This window comes from Staphylococcus sp. GDY8P119P (assembly GCF_017892075.1).
Taxonomy (GTDB): Bacteria; Bacillota; Bacilli; order Staphylococcales; family Staphylococcaceae; genus Staphylococcus; species Staphylococcus ureilyticus.
Window position 1 is genome coordinate 1,108,797 of record NZ_JAESKJ010000006.1, and the last position, 21,674, is coordinate 1,130,470.

The following is a 21,674-nucleotide window of genomic DNA, read 5'->3' on the forward strand; positions in this document are numbered from 1 at the left end:
GCAAGTTTTATTTAGACTGTTATACTGCAATATATTAATATATTTAAGGAGGACATAGTGAAATGAGCGATATTAAATTATCTGCACTTAATCTAGTTCCAATTAGAGAAGGTCAATCCGACCAAGATGCAATTAGTGATATGGTTAAATTAGCACAAAATTTAGAAGAACTGGATTATGAAAGATATTGGATTGCAGAACATCATAACGCACCTAACCTTGTCAGTTCAGCCACTGCGTTATTAATACAACATACATTAGAACATACTTCTAAAATAAGGGTAGGCTCTGGTGGCATCATGTTACCTAATCATGCACCTCTCATTGTTGCAGAACAATTTGGGACAATGGAAACTGTATTTCCAAATCGCGTTGATTTAGGTTTAGGGCGTGCGCCAGGTACTGATATGATGACTGCAAGTGCGTTACGTAGAGATCAACACAATGGCGTTTATGAATTCCCTGAAGAAGTAGAACAACTTGCAACTTATTTTGGTCCAGGTAATCAACAAACGTATGTCCGTGCATATCCAGCCGTTGGTAAAAATGTACCTCTTTATATATTGGGTTCTTCAACTGATTCTGCACACTTGGCTGCACGCAAAGGATTACCTTATGTCTTTGCAGGTCATTTTGCACCACAACAAATGAAAGAAGCAATTGAAATTTATAAAGAACTATTTGAACCTTCAGAGGTATTAAGCAAGCCATATGTGATTGTTTGCTTAAATGCCATCGTTGCTGATACAGATACACAAGCAGAATATCTGGCAACAACACAGGCTCAGGTAATGGTAAGCATTACTAGAGGAAGAATGCAACCTGTACAACCACCAACTGACGATTTAAAGGGACTACTCACGCCTACTGAATATGAAATTGCCAAACAACGTATGCAAAGTTCACTCATCGGTTCTGAAGAAACGGTTAAACAAAAATTACAATCATTTATTGATGAATATGGTGAAATAGATGAATTAATGGCAATTAGTTACATCTATGATCAAGAAGCACAACTTGAATCGTATCGTAAACTTAAAAATATTATTTCAACTTTTTAATTAAATATAGAAAAGCCCAGTTTCTAGTTAGAAACCTGGGCTTTTCTATATTTAAGCGAATAAACTTAAACTTTAAAGACAATTTTATTTTTTGTCGTCTTTTTTATCTTTGTCATCTTTTTTATCGTCACTGCCACCAGTGAAATTATCGATTTGTTCAGATGCTTGCTTTGCTTTTTCGTTATCCGTATCTTTTAATTTATCAGAAACATTTTTTGCAGTTTCTTTTGCTTTATTCAAGAAATCAGACATAATAAAACCACCTTTTTAGTATTAGTTACCGATTATTATTTTTTAAATTTATCGATAACTTCATTTGCTTTATCTTTTGCATTTTCTACTACTTCTTTGGCTTTACCAGAAGTTTTATCTTCTTTGCCTTCTTTTTCTAAGTCTTTATTGTCGGCAACATTACCAACTGTTTCTTTAACGTTTCCTTTTGCTTGTTCGAATTTATTTTCATCTGCCATAAATAATACCTCCTTAGCAATGTATTTATTAAATACCACAATACTTAAGACGTAAACATTTAAAACAAATTTTTTTAAATATTTTCAGTTAATGACAAAGAAACGTTTTAATAAATAACAATTTTACATCTTATATATAGAACATATATCCATCTAAATTATTAGTTTCATTATAATCTGCTAAATATTTTAAAGTTGTATTATCTAATACTTCTCTAACTGCATCTCTCATTCTAATCCAAAGTTGTTTTTGCGCAGGAGGTTCAGAATCAATACTTTCTACAAATGTAATTGGTCCTTCTAACAAACGAATAATGTCACCAGCAGTAATTTCTTCAGCTGATACTCTCAATTGATAACCACCTTTTGCTCCACGAACACTTCGGATTAAACCAGCATTTCTTAATGGACCTACGAGTTGTTCTAGATAAAGATCACTTAAATTATTTTCTTCAGCTATAGATTTTAACGAAACACATCCTTGCCCTTGCTTTTTGGCTAAAGATATCATTAGTGTTAAGCCATATCTGCCTTTTGTTGATATTTTCATTATATAACCTCACTTAATTCGAATACTATATATTAACATTCTATCATTTTTTACGTTAAGATAATATTAGAAAGGTGTGAAAGATTGTGACGAACGAACCACTCGCTTCAAGAATGCGACCAAATAATATTGATGAAATTATTTCACAAGATCACTTAGTTGGTGATAAAGGTATTATACGTAGAATGGTCAATACCAAACGACTATCATCCATGATTTTTTATGGTCCACCTGGAATTGGTAAAACGAGTATTGCTAAAGCAATTTCAGGTAGTACTCAATTTAAATTCCGTCAGCTAAATGCTGTTACAAATACTAAAAAAGATATGCAACTCATTGTTGAAGAAGCAAAAATGTCTGGACAAGTCATTTTATTATTAGATGAGATACACCGTTTAGATAAAGCTAAACAAGATTTTTTACTACCGCATCTCGAAAGTGGAAAAATTGTGTTGATTGGTGCTACAACATCAAATCCATATCACGCAATTAATCCTGCAATTCGATCAAGAGCGCAAATTTTCGAATTATATCCATTAGATGACAATGATATAAAAATTTCTTTAGAAAGGGCTCTCCACGATGAATCACGTGGATTAGCTTCATACAATCCAGTCATTGATGAAGATGCGATGAATTATTTCACTACACAAAGCCAAGGTGACGTTAGAAGTGCACTGAATGCTTTAGAATTAGCTGTGCTCAGTGCTGAAGTTAAAGAAAATCAAAGACATATTACATTAGAAGATGCTAAAGATTGCTTGCAAAAAGGTGCTTTTGTCAGTGATAAGGATGGTGATATGCATTACGATGTGATGAGTGCATTTCAAAAGTCAATTCGAGGAAGTGATGTAAATGCAGCATTGCATTATTTAGCACGTTTAATAGAAGCTGGAGACCTACCCACCATTGTCAGAAGATTATTAGTGATTAGTTATGAAGACATAGGTTTAGCTTCACCTGGTGCAGGCCAACGAACTTTAGCAGCAATTGAATCTGCTGAAAGACTAGGATTTCCAGAAGCAAGAATTCCTTTGAGTCAAGCGGTAATTGAATTATGTCTGTCTCCTAAATCTAATTCTGGAATCACTGCTATCGACGCAGCACTGTCAGATATTCGAAAAGGTCATGTAGGACAAATTCCCGACCATTTAAAAGATGGTCATTACTCAGGTGCCAAAGCTTTGGGTAGAGCAATAGGTTATAAGTATCCTCATAATTATGATAATGGATTTATCGCACAACAATATTTGCCTGATAAATTAAAAAACAAAATTTACTATACACCTAAAACAACATCAAAAACAGAACAACAGCTTAAATCTATTTTTGACAATATCAACAAGGCACAACAAAATAATCATTAGTTTAAGGTTATATCAACGAACCGCGTTAACACAGTTCGTTGATATCTTTATTTATCTTTGATTCTTGTTACAGGTATATCTTTGAGTATGTCATTAACCACATAGCTTGCACATATCAACCCCACAACACTGGGTACAAATGCATTTGATGAGGGTGGCATTTGCCCTTTCCTAGTTGGTGCATTTGCATCGCCAACTGTTTCTTTGACATCTTCTCTTATAACGATTGGACTTTCATCTGAAAATACTACAGGTATCCCTTTGTATATACCTAATTTTTTCAATTTACGACGTATCAATTTAGCCATTGGATCCATATAAGTTTTAGAAATATCTGCAATTTGGAAACGTGTCGGATCTGTTTTATTTGCGGCACCCATACTCGAAATTACAGAAATACCTCTTTCAAGACATTCTTTCATAAGATGAACTTTATATATCAGTGTATCACTTGCATCTATAAAATAATCGATATCATAGTTATTAAACAAGGCTTCGTATGTTTCTTCTGTATAAAACATATGGAGTGATGTAACTTCACATTCAGGATTGATTAATTTGATGCGCTCTTCCATTAATGTGACTTTACTTTGACCTATTGTAGATGTTAAAGCATGTAACTGTCGATTGACGTTCGTTATATCAACATCGTCTTTGTCTATTAATATAATATGACCTATATTCGTACGCGCTAATGCTTCAGCTGCAAATGAGCCAACGCCTCCTACCCCTAAAACAACAACGGTTTTTTGTTTTAATAATTCTAAACCCTCTTTGCCGTATGCCAATTCATTTCTTGAAAATTGATGTTTCATTTTTAAACTCCTTATTTAGCGAATACTATAATCATAACATTTTTACGATCCGATTAATTGTAAAACAATAAATTATAACGATAAAAAAAATACGCAAGACCGAAGTCTTGCGTACCGATAGAGTCCGTGCGTGCCGTAGTTATAAATTGCTTGATCATTCGGCCTGCTATTAACAGGTGGGTGCCCTGTTTCTTGTTTTGCAAGTCCTCCTTAAGAGGCGTGTGCGCTGCAAGAAAACCTATTGGGCTCCCGGATCAAAGAGTGTTAGGCCCAAATATGAAGCAAACTTACGAACACTACAGATGACTACCTTATGCAAGTATAATAACACATTATTAGAATTTAGCAAGAATAAAGACTTAATAAAAATTAATGTCTAATTCTTAATGAGAGTTCTTCCAATTGATTTTCTGATACTTCACTAGGTGCATTTGTTAATAAACAAGTTGCAGATGCAGTTTTAGGGAATGCAATTGTGTCACGTAAGTTTGTACGTCCAGTTAACAACATAACTAAGCGGTCTAAGCCTAAAGCAATACCGCCATGTGGTGGCGCACCATATTTAAATGCATCTAATAAGAAACCAAACTGTTCTCTAGCTTGTTCTTCAGTAAATCCTAATACTTCAAACATTTTTGATTGTAAATCTTCATTGTGAATTCTAATTGAACCGCCACCAAGTTCATAACCATTTAAAACAATATCATATGCATTAGCTTGAGCATTTTCAGGTTCAGTATCTAATTTGCTAATATCTTCTTGTTTCGGTGCTGTAAATGGATGGTGTGCAGCAGTATAACGTTTTAACTCTTCATCGTATTCAAGTAATGGCCAATCTGTTACCCACAAGAAATTCAACTTACTTTCGTCGATTAAATCTAGTTCTTTAGCCAATTTTAATCTAAGTGCACCTAAGCTTTGAGCTACAACATTAGGCTTGTCAGCTACAAATAAGACTAAATCTCCAGATTGCGCACCAGTCAAGGCTTTTAATTTTTCAACATGGTCTGCTTCAAAGAATTTAGCTATAGGGCCATTTAAACCTTCATCAACTACTTTAACCCATGCCAAACCTTTGGCACCATATATATTAACAAATTCAGTTAAAGCATCAATATCTTTTCTAGTATAATTATCAGACGCACCTTTAGCTACAATTGCCTTCACTTGTCCATCGTTATTTACTGCATCTTTGAAGACTTTAAAGTCCATGATTTCACCAAGTTCTGAAACATTCATTAATTCCATACCAAATCGTGTATCTGGTTTATCAGAACCAAAACGCGCCATTGCTTCATCATAAGTCATTCTTGGGAATGGACGAGGCACTTCCACTTCTTTTACATCTTTTACAACTTTTTGTAACATTTCTTCACCCATGTCCATGACATCTTCTTGATCAACAAAGCTCATTTCAATATCAACTTGCGTAAATTCTGGTTGACGGTCTGCACGTAAATCTTCATCACGGAAACATTTAACAATTTGATAATATTTATCAAAACCACTAATCATTAACAATTGTTTAAATATTTGTGGTGATTGAGGTAATGCATAAAATTCACCTTCATGAACACGAGATGGTACTAAATAATCTCGCGCACCTTCTGGTGTTGACTTAGTTAACACTGGTGTTTCAATATCATAAAAACCTTCACCATCTAAATATTGTCTAATTGAACGTGTCGTTTGATGTCTCATCTTAAACGTTTGTGCTAATTCTTGACGTCTTAAATCTAAATATCTATATTTTAGTCTTATATTTTCATCCACATTTTGATTATCCTCATTTAAGGCAAAAGGTGGTGTTTCAGCTTTATTAATAATCTCAATATCTGATACTTGTACTTCAACTTGACCTGTAGCAATTTTGGGATTTACTGTTTCTGGGTCACGTTTTTTTACAATACCTTTTACTTCAACTACATACTCAGATCTAATTGTTTCAGCTATACGTAATGCTTCTTCAGAAAAATCTGGATTAAACACAATTTGTACATAACCTTCGCGGTCACGTAAATCTACAAAGATCAGTCCACCTAAATCTCTACGATTGTGTACCCAACCTTTTAATATAACTTCTTGTTCTAATAGTGATTCAGTCACTAAACCACAATATGTTGTACGCTTACTCATGATATCTTCTCCTTAATTTCTAAAATAGTTAACAAGTTCGTTCAAATCAATACGTTCTGATTCCCCGGTCTCCATATTTTTTACATTAATATTTTTTTCTGCTAACTCTTGATCGCCAATCACAACAGTATATTTGGCATTTAATCTATCAGCTTGTTTCATTTGCCCTTTCACTTTACGTTCCATATAATCTTTGTCCGCTTTCACACCATTTTGACGTAAATCATTTAATAATTTTACTGCATAACGGTCTGCTTCTTGACCCATCGTAACGATAAATAAATCAAAGTCGTGGTCTACGTCTAATTCAATGCCTTCTTCTTCTAAGGCCATTAATAATCTCTCAATACTAAGTGCAAAACCAATACCAGTTTGACTTGGACCATCTAACAATTCAAGTAAACCATTATAACGGCCACCCCCACATAATGTCGTAATTGCACCTTCATAATTCGGATTATCAATCATAAGTTCAAATGCTGTGTGTGTATAATAATCTAGACCTCTTACTAAGTTAGGATCTTCTTCATATTCAATGTCTAAATCATTTAAATGTTGTTTTACTTCCTCAAAATAAGTCTTTGAATTAGCATTTAAATATTCCGTAATTCGTGGTGCGGTTTTAACTGATTCTTTATCTTTATCAATCTTACAATCTAAAATTCTCATTGGATTCGTGTGCAGGCGTGCTTGGCAATCTTTACAAAAATCGCCAATTACTGGTTCAAAATGTTTAACCAAAGCTTCATTATATTCTTTACGAGAATCAATATCTCCAATACTATTAATGACTAATTTTAAATGTTTAAGACCAAATGACTGATAGATATGCATGACCATTGCCAAAATTTCAGCATCGATACTTGGATTTTCTGCACCTATGGCTTCTACACCAAATTGTGTAAATTGACGATAACGACCTTTTTGTTTTCGTTCATACCGGAACATTGGCCCATTGTAGTACAATTTTATTGGTTGATTAGGTAACCCTTGCATTTTATTTTCAATATATGAACGTACGACTGCAGCAGTACCTTCAGGTCTCAGAGTGATACTGCGATCACCTTTATCTTTGAATGTATACATTTCTTTTTGTACGACATCCGTTGAATCACCAACACCACGTGCAAATAATTCAGTACTTTCAAATATCGGTGTACGGATTTCTTCATAATTATATAATTCCATCAATTCATCTAATTTTGCTTCAATATATCGCCATTTTTTTGTTTCACTTGGTAAAATATCTTGTGTTCCTCTAGGAATATTTATCATAAAACCTCTCCTTTTATACAATAAAAAGTCCCTTGCATAACTATTCAGTTATACAAGGGACGAATATCCGTGTTGCCACCCTAATTGGTTAGAAAAAGTTATCAATGAATTTTTTCTAACCCACTTCATACGGATAACGTTCGTCACACGGCTTTAATTTCATAAAGCACCTCTTCTTGTGTTTTTATAACTAAACTACTAAGCATAATTTTCCAGCCACGAATTATGTCTCTACACATTTAAAAATGTTGACGTTTCATTTAGCATAGTCAAGAATAATAACGGTTTTAATATAGAATTCATATTTAATAATAACGAGTTATTGATTAATATGCAACCTTTTTATTCTGAAAAATATGCACGTAAACCATCGACAACTGCTTGTTCAACAATATGGCGATGTAATTGATTTGTTATCATATTTTCATCGGTTGGGTTGCTAATATAACCTAACTCTAATAAAACAGCGGGTACATTCGTCTGTCTCAATACTTGGAAGTTTTCTTGTCTAGCGCCTTTATTTGTCAGTAAGGCTTTCTTTTGTATGTACATATTTAATGTTTCTGCAAGTGCCTCTTGGTTGTTTTTAAGCCAATAAACTGTCGTTCCATTAGCTTTAGAAGATTTGAGTGAATCGTTATGTATACTGATAAAAGCGTCACCTTTAATATTACGATCGTCCAAGCTCACATAACTATCTGAACTTCTCGTCATATTTACGGTAGCACCTTCTTTTTCAAGCATTTTTTTCATTTCTTTAGCTGTCTTCAGTGTGTAAACTTTTTCAGTACTTTTCTTTTTTGTATTACTTGAAGCACCCTGGTCACTTCCTCCATGACCAGGATCAAGTACAATTGTTTTATCTTTTAGTGGTTTCTCGTTTGCGTTCGCATCTGCCTGAATATTTAGATTTGTATGCCAACCAGCCACCCATCCTTTATCTTTATGATTACTTGACTCAACTTCTATCCATTTACCAGACTTACCAATTTTATTATAACTTTGACCTTGGTTTGCCGGCTTAATAGTTGGATATACAGCATTAGGACCTGTTCTCAAATCAGTATCTTCAGTGATATATATCGTATTCGAATCTTCATCATTATGATTTAGAAAAGCGATGAGCATAAAAATAAATATGACAAATGCTAACGCAACAATTAGCGTTGGAAAATTTTTAAAATCATGTTTATCTAGCCAAGTATTGATTGTTTTCATACGATTTTGCCATCCTGACTTTCATAAATAATCGTCACTGGTCCATCGTTAGCAATATTTACAAGCATATCTGTACCAAATTCACCTGTTAATACATTTATGTCATAATCGCGTAAAGCATCATTAAATTTTTCATAAAGTTCATTTGCTTTATCAGGCTGCATTGAATTGGAAAACCCAGGTCTATTGCCTTTTCTTACATCTGCATATAGCGTGAACTGTGAGATAGAAAGAATCTCGCCTTGTACTTGCTGCAAATTCAAATTAAGTTTGCCATTATCATCTTCAAACAATCGGGCATTCACGATTTTTCTTACTAATGTATCAATATCAGCTTCTGTAGATGATTTACCTACTCCAACAAACAAACAATAGCCTTTATTAATTTTATTATCTATTGAACCATTAGAAACAGATGCTTCTTTCACTCTTTGAACTATAATCTTCATGTATGTTTCACCTCTAATTCCAAACTCTTGTTACTGTGTAAACATCACCAAGCTGTTTTATTTTATCAACAACTTGATAGACTTCATTTACATTTTTCACCATAACACCAATATTAATGATTGCATTTTTATCAATATCTGAACGACCAGAAACTTTAACTAAGTTACTTTTAGTGGAATTAACGGCTTGTAAAACTTCATTTAATAAACCATTGCGGTCATAAGCTGTAACTTCTAAGTCAACCTGATATCGTTGTGTCGCATCTTTAGAGCGTACCCATTCGACACTAATTAATCTGTCTTTTTCATTTTTGATATTAGGGCAATCCGTTCGATGCACTTTAATACCATGACCTTTAGTGATATATCCAACAATATCATCACCAGGGATTGGATTACAACATTTTGATAATTTAATCAGTACATTTTCAATTCCTTCAACGTAAACGCCACTATCTGTTGTAATGTCGTCCTTAATGGGCACAGATTTTTGTACTTCTTGTACTGAATTCAAGGCTTTTTGTTTGTCTTGAATCCGTTGTTTTTCAGTTAACTTATTTACGATTTGTAAAGCAGTCACGCCACCAAATCCTACTGCAGCAAATAAATCTTCTTCGTTAGAAAAATTATATTTATCTTTTACAACTTCTATATTGTCATCCGTTAAGACTGCATCTACTCGGTAACCCTGATCTTTTATTTCTGCTTCGACCATAAACTTACCTTTTTCAATATTAGAAGACCGATCTTGTTTTTTAAAGAAGCTGCGTATCTTACTTTTGGCACTAGAAGATTTAACAATTTTCAGCCAATCACGACTTGGACCGTAAGAGTGCTTACTTGTTCTGATTTCAACGATATCACCGGTTTTTAGCACATAATCTATTGGTTCAATTTTTCCATTAACCTTAGCACCAATCATCTTATTTCCTACCTCGCTATGTACAGCATATGCAAAATCGATTGGCACAGCACCATAAGGTAACTCTATTACATCACTTTCTGGTGTAAAGGCATATACTTTATCGCTTTGTAAATCAAATTTTAAAGTTTCCATAAACTCTTCTGCATCGGTCGTAGTACTATCCGTTTCAGCAAGTTCTTTGATCCAATTTAATTTTTTATTGAAATTTTGTGTTTTCTCAGTAACTTTTTTACCTTCTTTATATGCCCAATGTGCTGCAACCCCATGTTCTGCAATTTCATGCATTTCATAAGTTCTTATCTGAATTTCTAAAGGATCGCCATTGGGTCCAACGACCGTAGTATGTAGAGATTGATACATATTTTGCTTCGGCATAGCAATATAATCTTTAAATCTACCAGGCATAGGTTTCCATAGTGTATGCACAAGACCCAATACAGCATAGCAATCGTTGATTGAATTAACGATGATTCTAATAGCTAATAAATCAAATATTTGATCAAATTGTTTCTTTTGTTTAACCATTTTTCTATAAATACTATATATATGTTTAGGTCTACCATTAATATCGCCGATTATATTCATTTTTCCCATTTCTGTATCTATGCGATTGATAGCATTTTGTATATATTCTTCTCGTTCACTACGTTTTTTCTTCATGAGATTAACGATTCTGAAATATTGCACACTATCAATATATCTAAGTGCTGTATCTTCTAATTCCCATTTAATCGTATTAATCCCTAATCTATGTGCTAAAGGGGCATAGATTTCTAAGGTTTCTTTTGAAATCCTTATTTGTTTCTCTCGTGGCATTGCTTTCAATGTTCTCATATTATGTAACCGATCCGCTAATTTAACAAGAATAACGCGGACATCTTTAGCGATAGCAATAAATAGCTTGCGATGGTTCTCTGCTTGCTGTTCTTCTTTAGAACGATATTTTACTTTTTTTAACTTCGTCACGCCTTCTACGATTATGGCAATTTCTTCATTAAACATGCCTTTTACATCATCAAACGTATAAGGTGTGTCCTCAATCACGTCATGTAAAAAACCTGCAACAATGGTTGGACCATCTAAATGCATTTCGGTTAAAATCCCAGCTACTTGTATAGGATGCATAATATATGGCAAGCCATTTTTACGAAATTGACCTTCGTGTGCCTCATAAGCTAGATGGTAACTTTTCAATACATATTCATAATCTTCTTTTGACAAATATGATTTTGCTTTAGATAATACTTCGTCCACACTGTATGGATATTCATTGTTCACTTAAGACACCCCTATACTAAATATTAATCATGATTAGATACCCAGTATTATTTTATATCGATTGTAACGTATTTTTACGCTATTAGGTCAAATTATGTATAATAGTTATATAATACTACATGTTATTAAATAAATAAATGCGTACCTTTGACAATTGGCAAAATGTAGTTGAATTTTAATTTTTTTAATACACATAAAAGATGTTTCAGTTAATTAATCATAAATACTATTTTAATAAATATAAAGAGCCAAATGAAATCATCTTAAATGTTTTCATTTGGCTTTAATATTTCGTCAATTATAAATATTATTATTCATCATATGAGATTAAACTCATTACATCATACGCTTTAATTTTTTCAATACCTTTTAAATATTTTAATTCTATAATGAAAGCGATACCTACAACTATACCACCTAATTGTTCAACCAACTTAATTGCCGCTTCAATCGTACCACCTGTAGCTAGTAAATCATCCGTAATCAACACACGTTGCCCTGGTTTAATTGCATCTTTGTGCATAGTCAATACATTTGTGCCATACTCTAAATTATACTCATACCGAATGACTTCTCTAGGAAGTTTGCCTTCTTTTCGCACTGGTGCAAAGCCAATACCCATTGAATATGCGACAGGACAGCCAATGATAAAACCTCTAGCCTCTGGTCCTACAACGACATCAACATCTCGTTGTTTTGCATATTTAACAATTTGATCCGTTGCATATCCATAAGCTTCACCGTTGTCCATTATTGTTGTGATATCTTTGAAGTTAACCCCTGGTTGTGGCCAGTCTGAAACTTCCGATACATATTGTTTTAAATCCATACAAACTTCCTCCTATTATTGTACCAATTCATCTTTTATCCATTGCTTTAAGCGATTAAAATCTTCATAAAGCAATAACTTTTCAACTTCAATTCTATCAATACGACTTTGATAATATTTACTCGAAGCAATGTCACGTTTCGTTGAAACATCTTTTAATTTGATTATACCATCTTCAACTTGAATAAACTCTAAATCCAAGAAAACTTTCAAGATAAATTTAAGCATGTTTGGTTGAATATTTAAAAATTTACATAGTTGTACGCCTTCATTAGCTAAATTTGTTTCTTTTTTAGTAGCAAGTGCCTTAAAACATTGTTTAAATGTTTCCATTTTTGGCATACCTTCAAAGTATATTGATCTATCATGATTTAACACGAGATATATTTGGGATATATCAACAGTTTTTAATGTTGTTTTTAAATCATTTATAGACGTTGGCAGATCTCTAAAGACGTATTTTTCATAGTTATTACTAATTTCATCACCATAATAATGATAATTTTCACCTAACTTTTCACTTCTTTGATGAATTAAATAAGCAACATCCTTAGCATCAGCATTTAAATCATTTACTTTGTTTTTACTTCTATAGTCTAAAATCTGTAAATTATGACTCGCTAAATCTTCAATCATAAATTGAGGCGATTGAAATCCATTCCATTCATTAATTTGTAATGTGCCAATGACATTAATAGGTTGTTGTACACCCAATTCTTTTACTAAAGCACCTTTTTGCCAAAAAATTGCTTGTAATTGACTTTCACCGATAACGAGTTTCAAATGTTTTTTCTCCTGACCAATGCCTTTAACTTGTTGTACAAGAACGTCTTGTAATTCAAAACACGGGCTAGTGAAATCTGTGCCAAATGGTCGTAATCTCTGAATATCTTTGATGTTTTGTATCGTAATGTCACTTTCTGAAATCAATACATCAACTTTTTTACGTGGTTCAAGTGAAGTTGTTTTGGCTAATTGTGCCATCCACTCATTTAAACTGTTTTGTAGTTGTTGAATATTTTCTATAGGCATTGTGATCCCAGCTGCCATATGGTGACCACCGAATTTTGTAATTAACTGAGAATAATCACTTAAAATTTCAAACATCGACACTTGATCGATGCTTCGAGCTGAACCTTTTGCGTGATTTTGAACTTCATCTATATTTAAAATTAATGTTGGTAGACTGTATGTTTCCACAATTTTTGATGCTACAATACCAAGTACACCCTCATGCCAATCTGCTTTGGCTAACAATAAAAATTTTGAGCCTTGCTGTACTTGTTCTTCTGCCATTACAAGTGCTTCTTCGGTAATTTGAGACACGATGTCTTTACGCTCTTGGTTAAAAAATTCAACTTGTTCGGCTAAAAACATCGCTTCATCTTCTGTTTCAGTCATTAGTAGCTCTGCAGCAAGTGCAGCATCTTCTAATCGACCAACAGCATTTAATCGAGGCCCTATAATAAACCCGACGGTCTCCTCGTTGATTTCATCATTATAACCTGCTTGGTTAAGTATAGCTTTTATTGATGGAGGACAATATTTATTTAATGATGCTAAACCGTTTTGAACCAATGTTCTATTTTCATCCGTTAAAGATACTAAATCAGCGATTGTTCCAATTGCAACCAAACCTAAAAAATAAACAGGTGGTTCTTCCAATAAACATTGAGCTAGCTTATAAGCAACGCCCGCACCACATAAATATTTAAAAGGATATTCAAACTCAGGATGCATTGGATGGACAATAGCGTATGCATTAGGCATCGTTTCACCAATTTCATGGTGGTCTGTGACAATAACATCAACACCCAAGTCTTGAACCATTTGTATTTCATCATGTCCTTGAATACCATTATCTACGGTTATGATTAAAGATATCCCCTCATCATAGGCATTCTTAAAAGCCAATTCATTAGGACCATAACCTTCAGAAAAACGATTTGGTATATACCAACCTACATGGGCACCAAGTTCTTTCAATGTAGTGACCAATATAGTCGTTGAAGTAACACCATCCGCGTCATAGTCACCATATACTAAAATCTTTTGATTTTGATCTATCGCCACATTGATACGTTCAATAGCTTTTTCCATATCGCTCATCTTCCAAGGATCATGTGTCATTTGGACTCCTTCTAAAAGATTACGAATATCGGTTTCATCTGTAATACCTTTACTTTCCAAAACTTTTTTTACAATAGGAGTTAGCTTTAAATCTGCTGAAATATGATCTGATATTTCAACTTCAGGTAATTTAACGTCCCAATTATATTTTGATTTAATCATACTATTCTCCCTCATTTCCACAAGCAATTATACAAAAGAATCCAAAAAATAAAAAGTAGTAACCTTTAATTCAACCATAACTTAAAACTCCTATTCTTAATAGTTGAATAGTTTATGACATAAATAAATCATTTATCTATGAGTACATGCATAGTCAAAAATTACAATACATTCAATATAAAAAATGACTAATCCGCTTTTACCACGGATTAGTCATCTATTTTAGAAACGGGCTTTTTCTCCCATACTGATTTATGTTTGATTTTTAAGTTAGTACCTATTAGATATTAATTAAACTAATATTTTTTCATCATTTGATTTTTTCTCTTTATATACAATAAGTTTATTGTCGTCTGATTTTTTAAGCTGACGTTTTTTCATAATTCCCCATAAAGGAACAGCTATAAATACTGATGAGAACACACCAGATATTAAACCAATTAACAACGCTAATGAGAAATTGAAAATACTTGGTGCACCGAATGCTAGTAGCGCAACTACAACAATGATAACTGTCAGTACTGTATTGATAGAACGCGTCATTGTTTGACGAATCGATCTATTGACAATATCATCGATTTGTTCAGGTTTCGTAATCACTTTTATTTTATGCAAGTTCTCACGCACCCTGTCAAACGTTACAATCGTATCATTAATTGAGTAACCAATGATAGTTAGCACGGCTGCAATAAATGTAATATCAACTTCTAATCTAAATAGACTGAAAACTGCCACAATCATAAATGCATCGTGTAATAATGCTAGTACTGAAGACAGTCCCATACGCCATTCAAATCTGAAAGTGATATAAATAATGATACCAATGGCAGCATATAATAATGCCATCATCGCATTTTTAGCCAATTCTTGACCTATAACTGGTGAAACAGTATTTACCGTTGGATCATTGCCAAATGATTTATCAATTGTGTTCTTAATTTTTGAAACTTCATCTTTAGATAAATCATTTTTAAATTGTACTGTTGCATTTTTACCATTTTCACCTAAAGAAACTTGTGTAGGTTTAAAATCTTGATCTTCAAGTGTTTTTGTCACTTTCGCTTCAGATATTTTATCTTTTGATTCAAAGTCAACTCTTGTACCACTTGTAAAATCAATACCTAAGTTTAGTTTGAAAATAAACAGTATCACTGCACCGACAATTAAAATTAGTACGCTTAGTGACAACAATGGCTTGGCTAACTTCATGAAATCCCAACGCTCATAAGGGGTTTTTAAATCATGAACTTCCTTACCTTCATTTATATCTGCAATATGATGCTTGTTCACACCAAACAACCAAGATGATTTTTTGAAGAAATTTGAAGAAACAAGCAATGATAGCAACCATCTGGATAAAAATACTGCTGTTACAAAAATCATTAATATGCCAAGTAACAACATCGTTGCGAAACCTTTAACAGAACTTTCACCAAAGAAGAACAATACAGCAGCAGCAATCACAGTTGTAAGCTGCGCATCTACTATGGTTAAGAATGAACTTTTATTCGCTTTTTTGTAAGCTTGTTTAAGTGTTCGTCCAATTTTCAGTTCATCTTTAATCCGTTCATACATGATAATATTCGCATCGACTGCCATACCGACACCCAGCACTAAAGCTGCAAGGCCTGGTAACGTTAAGACACCAGAAATGAAATTAAATGCTACTAATGTTAAGTAAATATAAACAGTAAGTGCAATAACAGCTACTAATCCTGGTAAACGATAGAAACCTAACATAAATAAATAAATAACTGCAATACCAATTGCCGCAGCAAATATGGTTTTATCTAATGCATCTTGTCCAAATTGTGCACCTACTGAATTTGAGTAAATTTCATTTAAATCTACAGGTAATGACCCGGAATTTAATAAATCAGCAATTTGTTTTGCTTCTTCAATCCCTTTTTCACCTTTAAATCCACCAGAAATTTCCACACTATCTGAATTGATAGGTTTGTCAACTGAAGCAGCAGACACGTATTTTGGATCTTTTTTATTCATTTCTTTATGGTAAGTATCACCTTTTTCGTGATCTAGCCATACAACCATGACATTTTCATCTTTTTTTGAAATTTCTTCTGTTACTTTTTTAAATTTATCACTATCTTTTAATTTAAAAGTAACCGCGGGCTGATTCGTATTTTGTTTGAATTCTTGTTTCGCTGAACCCTGTTGTATATCTTTACCCGTAAGTTTGATATTGTCATCAGCATCACGAATCGTTAAATTAGCTTGTGATGATAAAATTTCTCTAGCTTGAGATTGATTTTTTATACCTGCTAATTGTACACGGATTCTATTTTTATCTTCCACTTGAATTTTAGGTTCAGAAACCCCTAAAACGTTCACACGGTTTTCAAGTGTTTTTGCTGTGGCTTTGACAGCTTTATCATCAATTTTATCTCCTTTTTGTAAAGGATCAACTTGATATAAAACCTCAAAACCACCTTGTAAATCTAATCCGAGGCTGACATTTTTAACTACATTTTTATATGTAAGTCCTATCCCGCCTAACAATAGAACCACAAGTAATATAAATGCAACTATTCTACTACTCTTCTTCACTTGAACACCTCATTGTAAGCTTATGTTATAATTTTTTCAGAATTCAATCGCCATCTTTATCATTTACTCGACGATTAAACTTTTTCTCAATAACCTTACATATTTTAACACATTACATGTAGTGTAAAAACAAACTTAACTTATTTGTAACTTCTTTTTAAATGTAAGTGTTATCAATTGTAATGATTACTTAAGCTATATAAAATATTTGCTTTTGTCTATCTTTCATTATAACACCAACTATATCTTTAAAGTCCAATATCTTTAGGTTTTGTTAAACAAAAAACGAACTGATAGTATATATCAGTTCGTAATTATAACGTGATTTATGAAGGATCAACTTGTTTAATAGCTGGCTTTTCTAGAGTAATTTCTGTACCGTTGCCATTTAAAGTTAATACAACTGTAGTTTCGTCAACGCTACGTACAGTTCCTTTAATGCCACCTATAGTCGTAACGTGTTGTCCAGATGAAATCTGACTAATCATTTCACGATGCTCTTTAGCCTTTTTCTGTTGTGGTCTAATTAAGAAGAACCACATTAATACTAATAATAATATCGGTAATATCAATGAAGTAAATTGCATATAGTTATTGCTCCCTTTTAAAAGTTTTTTGGGTTTTCTACATTTAGTCCATACTGTTCAAAAAATTCTTCTTTAAAATCAAGTAAACGATCATCACGAATAGCTTGTCGGATGTTTTCCATTAATTTCAGCAAGAAATGTAAATTATGATAAGTAGTAAGACGGATACCAAAAGTTTCTTCTGCTTTTATTAAATGCCTTATGTATGCTCTACTATAATTTTTACAAGTATAGCAGTCACAATTATCATCAAGTGGACCTAAATCTTCAGCATATTTAGCATTTTTTATAGTAACACGGCCATGTGAAGTCATACATGTACCATTACGTGCAATACGCGTAGGTAATACACAATCAAACATATCCATACCTCGAATGCTACATTCTATTAATGCATCTGGCGAACCCACACCCATTAAATAGCGCGGTTTGTCTTTAGGCATAAATTGTTGTGTATGCGAGACCATATCATACATTACTGGCTTTGGTTCTCCAACAGATAAACCTCCAATTGCATATCCAGGAAAATCCAACGCCACTAACTCTTCAGCGCTTTGTTGACGTAAATCTTTATATTCTCCACCTTGGATAATACCAAATAAAGCTTGATCTTCGGGTCTTTGATGCGCTTGTAAACATCTAGCAGCCCATCTACTTGTTCTTTCGATTGAATCTTTTACATATTTATATTCAGCTGGCATAGGTGGACATTCATCAAATGCCATCATAATATCTGAACCAAGGTCATTTTGAATCTGCATTGATTTTTCAGGACTCAAGAATAATTTCGAACCATTAGTATGATGACGGAATTCAACACCTTCTTCAGTAATTTTTCTTAAATTACTTAAACTAAATACTTGAAAACCACCTGAATCTGTCAGTATTGGACCATTCCAGTTCATGAACTGATGTAATCCCCCACTCTTTTTGATAATATCATTTCCTGGTTGCAACCACAAATGATATGTATTTCCTAATATTATTTTTGCTTCCATCTGATGCAATTCTTCAGGACTCATCGTTTTCACTGTGGCTTTGGTTCCAACAGGCATAAACATTGGTGTTTCAAACGATCCATGAGGTGTATGCACGATTCCTAATCTTGCTCCAGATTGTTTACATGTTTTTATATGTTCATACGTTACAGCTGGCATACAAAAACTCCTTTCGTTTCATTCCTATAAAATTAACATTGCATCGCCGAAACTAAAAAATCTATATTCCAATTTGACTGCCTGTTGATAGGCGTTCAGTATGTAATCTCTTGAACTAAATGCAGAAACTAACATAACTAATGTGGATTTCGGCAAGTGAAAGTTGGTAATTAATCCATCTATCGCTTTAAATTTAAAGCCAGGATAGATAAAAATATCAGTCCATCCACTGTCTGCTACAAAATTGTTACGTGATTGCATGATTGTTTCCAATGTTCTAGTAGAAGTCGTACCTACTGAAATGATACGATGCCCATTTGATTTTGTATGGTTTAGTAAATCTGCCGTATCTTGATCCATCTGATAATATTCACTATGCATTTCGTGATCATCTATATTTTCAACACTCACAGGTCTAAATGTACCTAATCCAACATGCAAAGTAATGAATGCGATATTAACACCTTTAGCTTGCAATTGCTCAAGTAGTTTATCGGTGAAGTGAAGTCCAGCTGTAGGAGCCGCCGCCGATCCGGATGCTTTTGCATAAACGGTTTGATAACGATCTGGGTCATCCAAACGCTCTTTAATGTAAGGAGGTAAGGGCATTTCGCCTAATTCATCCAAGCGCTCTTGTAATATACCTTCATAGTTTAAACGCATGATTCTTCCGCCTTGATCTAATGTTTCGATACATTCAGCTACTATTTTGCCTTCACCAAAAGACAATTTGTCTCCTACTTTAATTCTTTTTGCTGGTTTCAATAAGACTTCCCAGTCATTATCTTCGAGTTGCGTTAGCATCAGCATTTCCACTTTTGCACCTGTTTCTTCTTTCAAACCAAATAAGCGTGCAGGCATGACTTTTGTGTCATTAAGTACTAATGTATCTCCTGCTTCTAAATAATCAATGATATTTTTAAAGTGTTTATGCACAATATTTCCAGTTTTTCTACCAAGCACAAGCAATCTACTCTCATCTCTAGTTTTTAGAGGCGTTTGAGCGATTAATGATTCTGGCAAATGATAATCAAATGCTTCAATATCCAAAACTATTCCTTCTTTCCATTCTTACTAAAATGTTCATAAGCATAAGCTGTCGCTCTACGCCCTCTTGGTGTACGTTCAATAAAACCTTTTTGTATTAAAAATGGTTCATAAACATCTTCTATTGTGACACGTTCTTCTCCAATAGAAACAGCAATTGTATCTAAACCTACTGGGCCACCTTTATATTGTTCTAGGATGCAGTTCATCATCTTATGATCAATATAATCTAATCCTTCATCATCTACTTGTAACAATGCTAGTGATTGTTTTGTCGTATCAATACTAATCAATTCATCTTCTTTAACTTGTTGAAAATCTCTTACGCGTTTTAACAGTCTGTTCGCAACTCTCGGTGTACCTCTACTTCTTTTCGCAAGTTCAATTGCACTTTCATCATCAATAGTCGTACCTAATACTTCTGCGGTGCGTATTATAATTTCTTTTAATTCATCTTCTCTATAATATTCTAATCTCAGATGAACACCAAATCGATCACGTAAAGGCGCAGTTAAGCTTCCTGCTCTGGTTGTAGCACCTATCAATGTAAAAGGCGGCAAGTCTATACGTATACTTCGCGCTTCTTCTCCCTTACCTATTACAATATCAAGAAAGAAATCTTCCATTGCTGGATATAAAACTTCTTCCACAACACTACTTAACCTGTGTATTTCATCGATAAACAACACGTCTCCAGGTTGTAAACTAGACAGAATGGCTGCTAAGTCACCCGGTCTTTCAATAGATGGGCCAGATATGGTTCTAATATTAACTTCCATTTCATTCGCGATGATATTGGATAAAGTTGTCTTGCCTAATCCAGGGGGGCCAAATAATAGCACATGATCTAACGGTTCTTTCCTAATTTTAGCTGCTTTGATAAAAACTTCTAAATTTGATTTAATCGTTGACTGTCCTATATATTGGCGTAATCTTTCTGGTCTTAAAGATAACTCAAATGATGATTCATCTTCATGCATAGATTGATCTACCATTCTATCATCCATTTGTAATTCCCCCTTCTTAAAATTTCAACAAACTTAAGCTATGAGCAATTGTAAACCACGCTTCACTGCATCGTCTATTGAGTCAAAAGATTCTTTATTTAAAGTTTTTTCAACTTTATTTAACTCTCTCTTAGAATAACCTAGCGCTTCTAAAGCTAGTAACGCTTCTTTAACAATAGCAGAATTTTGCTGATCATCATGTTCTACATTAAATAAGTGACTGCTATCTTCCTCAGTTATTTGTACTTTACCTTTAAGATCTAAAACAATTTGACGCGCTGTTTTTTTACCTATACCTGGGAATTTTGTTAAATAAGCATCATTTTCATTCTCAATTGCAACTTTCACTTCATTTGGTGAGCTACTAGCTAAAATTGCTAATGCTGATTTAGGACCGATGCCTGTCACTTTAATTAAACTTAAGAACATGTCTTTTTCCTCTTGATTAATAAAGCCATAAAGCAGCTGTGCATCTTCTCTTACAATCAATGAAGTATGGATCAAAATCTCTTGATCTTTATATTTTTGAAATCGATATGAGTTTGGCGTTTGAATCTCATAACCTACACCTGAAGCTTCTAACACTACATGAGTAGGATTTAAAACAGTTAAAGTTCCTTTAATATATGCGTACACAGTCACA

19 protein-coding genes and 1 other RNA gene are annotated in these 21,674 nt (G+C 33.4%); 2 read left to right on the top strand and 18 right to left on the bottom strand.

The window, feature by feature from the left end:
* Positions 1-62: 62 nt before the first annotated feature.
* Positions 63-1,061, top strand: a complete 999-nt coding sequence (locus KA830_RS09450; protein ID WP_064208878.1) for an LLM class flavin-dependent oxidoreductase — start codon at positions 63-65, stop codon at positions 1,059-1,061.
* Positions 1,062-1,145: 84 nt separating this feature from the next.
* On the opposite strand, the gene KA830_RS09455 is transcribed toward KA830_RS09450, so the two are convergent.
* The 3 genes from KA830_RS09455 to cymR form a co-directional block, all read right to left on the bottom strand.
* Positions 1,146-1,313 (bottom strand): hypothetical protein, encoded by a 168-nt coding sequence (locus KA830_RS09455; protein WP_157947928.1) that lies wholly within the window; start codon positions 1,311-1,313, stop codon positions 1,146-1,148.
* A gap of 35 nt (positions 1,314-1,348) precedes the next feature.
* Positions 1,349-1,531 carry a CsbD family protein gene (locus KA830_RS09460; RefSeq protein ID WP_046208102.1) on the bottom strand — a complete coding sequence of 61 codons (183 nt, stop codon included), beginning with the start codon at positions 1,529-1,531 and terminating at the stop codon, positions 1,349-1,351.
* A 130-nt stretch (positions 1,532-1,661) separates the two neighbouring features.
* Positions 1,662-2,081, bottom strand: a complete 420-nt coding sequence (cymR, locus tag KA830_RS09465; RefSeq protein WP_019469423.1) for a cysteine metabolism transcriptional regulator CymR — start codon at positions 2,079-2,081, stop codon at positions 1,662-1,664.
* Between the two features lie 86 nt (positions 2,082-2,167).
* On the opposite strand from cymR, the gene KA830_RS09470 reads away from it, so the two are divergent.
* Entirely contained in the window at positions 2,168-3,448 is a 1,281-nt protein-coding gene (locus KA830_RS09470; RefSeq protein WP_046208101.1) for a replication-associated recombination protein A, read from the top strand.
* A 47-nt stretch (positions 3,449-3,495) separates the two neighbouring features.
* On the opposite strand, the gene KA830_RS09475 is transcribed toward KA830_RS09470, so the two are convergent.
* The 15 genes from KA830_RS09475 to ruvA all read right to left on the bottom strand — a co-directional run bounded on the left by KA830_RS09475 (position 3,496) and on the right by ruvA (position 21,667).
* Entirely contained in the window at positions 3,496-4,263 is a 768-nt protein-coding gene (locus tag KA830_RS09475) for a tRNA threonylcarbamoyladenosine dehydratase (protein ID WP_046208100.1), read from the bottom strand.
* 117 nt (positions 4,264-4,380) lie between these two features.
* Positions 4,381-4,571: non-coding RNA, 6S RNA (ssrS, locus tag KA830_RS09480), on the bottom strand.
* 61 nt (positions 4,572-4,632) lie between these two features.
* Positions 4,633-6,399: an aspartate--tRNA ligase gene (aspS, locus tag KA830_RS09485; RefSeq protein ID WP_046208099.1), complete on the bottom strand. Its 1,767-nt coding sequence runs from the start codon at positions 6,397-6,399 to the stop codon at positions 4,633-4,635.
* Positions 6,400-6,411: 12 nt separating this feature from the next.
* On the bottom strand, positions 6,412-7,674 hold the full coding sequence (gene hisS, locus KA830_RS09490) for a histidine--tRNA ligase (RefSeq protein WP_046208098.1): 1,263 nt from the start codon (positions 7,672-7,674) through the stop codon (positions 6,412-6,414).
* Between the two features lie 342 nt (positions 7,675-8,016).
* Complete coding sequence (locus KA830_RS09495) at positions 8,017-8,892, bottom strand: N-acetylmuramoyl-L-alanine amidase family protein (protein WP_145381207.1); 876 nt, start codon at positions 8,890-8,892, stop codon at positions 8,017-8,019.
* Positions 8,889-9,341, bottom strand: coding sequence for a D-aminoacyl-tRNA deacylase (gene dtd / locus KA830_RS09500; RefSeq protein ID WP_064208876.1), 453 nt, complete (start codon positions 9,339-9,341; stop codon positions 8,889-8,891). The genes KA830_RS09495 and dtd overlap by 4 nt, the downstream gene beginning before the upstream one ends.
* Positions 9,342-9,354: 13 nt before the next feature.
* The gene (locus KA830_RS09505; protein ID WP_046208095.1) at positions 9,355-11,544 is read right to left on the bottom strand and encodes a RelA/SpoT family protein; all 2,190 of its coding nucleotides are present in this window, start codon (positions 11,542-11,544) and stop codon (positions 9,355-9,357) included.
* 310 nt (positions 11,545-11,854) lie between these two features.
* A complete protein-coding gene (locus tag KA830_RS09510; RefSeq protein ID WP_046208094.1) occupies positions 11,855-12,373 on the bottom strand; it encodes an adenine phosphoribosyltransferase in 519 nt (172 codons plus the stop codon).
* A 15-nt stretch (positions 12,374-12,388) separates the two neighbouring features.
* Complete coding sequence (recJ, locus tag KA830_RS09515) at positions 12,389-14,665, bottom strand: single-stranded-DNA-specific exonuclease RecJ (RefSeq protein WP_204180456.1); 2,277 nt, start codon at positions 14,663-14,665, stop codon at positions 12,389-12,391.
* A gap of 291 nt (positions 14,666-14,956) precedes the next feature.
* Positions 14,957-17,233, bottom strand: a complete 2,277-nt coding sequence (gene secDF / locus KA830_RS09520) for a protein translocase subunit SecDF (protein ID WP_046207916.1) — start codon at positions 17,231-17,233, stop codon at positions 14,957-14,959.
* A gap of 326 nt (positions 17,234-17,559) precedes the next feature.
* Positions 17,560-17,820 carry a preprotein translocase subunit YajC gene (yajC, locus tag KA830_RS09525; protein WP_019468514.1) on the bottom strand — a complete coding sequence of 87 codons (261 nt, stop codon included), beginning with the start codon at positions 17,818-17,820 and terminating at the stop codon, positions 17,560-17,562.
* 17 nt (positions 17,821-17,837) lie between these two features.
* Complete coding sequence (tgt, locus tag KA830_RS09530; RefSeq protein ID WP_019468513.1) at positions 17,838-18,977, bottom strand: tRNA guanosine(34) transglycosylase Tgt; 1,140 nt, start codon at positions 18,975-18,977, stop codon at positions 17,838-17,840.
* A 24-nt stretch (positions 18,978-19,001) separates the two neighbouring features.
* Complete coding sequence (queA, locus tag KA830_RS09535; protein ID WP_070039355.1) at positions 19,002-20,027, bottom strand: tRNA preQ1(34) S-adenosylmethionine ribosyltransferase-isomerase QueA; 1,026 nt, start codon at positions 20,025-20,027, stop codon at positions 19,002-19,004.
* A 2-nt stretch (positions 20,028-20,029) separates the two neighbouring features.
* The gene (ruvB, locus tag KA830_RS09540; RefSeq protein WP_046207919.1) at positions 20,030-21,031 is read right to left on the bottom strand and encodes a Holliday junction branch migration DNA helicase RuvB; all 1,002 of its coding nucleotides are present in this window, start codon (positions 21,029-21,031) and stop codon (positions 20,030-20,032) included.
* Between the two features lie 33 nt (positions 21,032-21,064).
* Positions 21,065-21,667, bottom strand: a complete 603-nt coding sequence (gene ruvA / locus KA830_RS09545) for a Holliday junction branch migration protein RuvA (protein WP_070658660.1) — start codon at positions 21,665-21,667, stop codon at positions 21,065-21,067.
* Positions 21,668-21,674 lie beyond the last annotated feature (7 nt).

What these genes read in the sequence shown, in the direction of transcription:
- tgt (WP_019468513.1), bottom strand. Translation starts at nt 18,977, where the DNA reads ATGCCAGCTGTAACGTATGAACATATAAAAACATGTAAACAATCTGGA.
- KA830_RS09475 (WP_046208100.1), bottom strand. Translation starts at nt 4,263, where the DNA reads ATGAAACATCAATTTTCAAGAAATGAATTGGCATACGGCAAAGAGGGT.
- KA830_RS09510 (WP_046208094.1), bottom strand. Translation starts at nt 12,373, where the DNA reads ATGGATTTAAAACAATATGTATCGGAAGTTTCAGACTGGCCACAACCA.
- dtd (WP_064208876.1), bottom strand. Translation starts at nt 9,341, where the DNA reads ATGAAGATTATAGTTCAAAGAGTGAAAGAAGCATCTGTTTCTAATGGT.
- recJ (WP_204180456.1), bottom strand. Translation starts at nt 14,665, where the DNA reads ATGATTAAATCAAAATATAATTGGGACGTTAAATTACCTGAAGTTGAA.
- yajC (WP_019468514.1), bottom strand. Translation starts at nt 17,820, where the DNA reads ATGCAATTTACTTCATTGATATTACCGATATTATTATTAGTATTAATG.
- cymR (WP_019469423.1), bottom strand. Translation starts at nt 2,081, where the DNA reads ATGAAAATATCAACAAAAGGCAGATATGGCTTAACACTAATGATATCT.
- KA830_RS09460 (WP_046208102.1), bottom strand. Translation starts at nt 1,531, where the DNA reads ATGGCAGATGAAAATAAATTCGAACAAGCAAAAGGAAACGTTAAAGAA.
- ruvB (WP_046207919.1), bottom strand. Translation starts at nt 21,031, where the DNA reads ATGGATGATAGAATGGTAGATCAATCTATGCATGAAGATGAATCATCA.
- KA830_RS09495 (WP_145381207.1), bottom strand. Translation starts at nt 8,892, where the DNA reads ATGAAAACAATCAATACTTGGCTAGATAAACATGATTTTAAAAATTTT.
- hisS (WP_046208098.1), bottom strand. Translation starts at nt 7,674, where the DNA reads ATGATAAATATTCCTAGAGGAACACAAGATATTTTACCAAGTGAAACA.
- KA830_RS09455 (WP_157947928.1), bottom strand. Translation starts at nt 1,313, where the DNA reads ATGTCTGATTTCTTGAATAAAGCAAAAGAAACTGCAAAAAATGTTTCT.
- aspS (WP_046208099.1), bottom strand. Translation starts at nt 6,399, where the DNA reads ATGAGTAAGCGTACAACATATTGTGGTTTAGTGACTGAATCACTATTA.
- KA830_RS09450 (WP_064208878.1), top strand. Translation starts at nt 63, where the DNA reads ATGAGCGATATTAAATTATCTGCACTTAATCTAGTTCCAATTAGAGAA.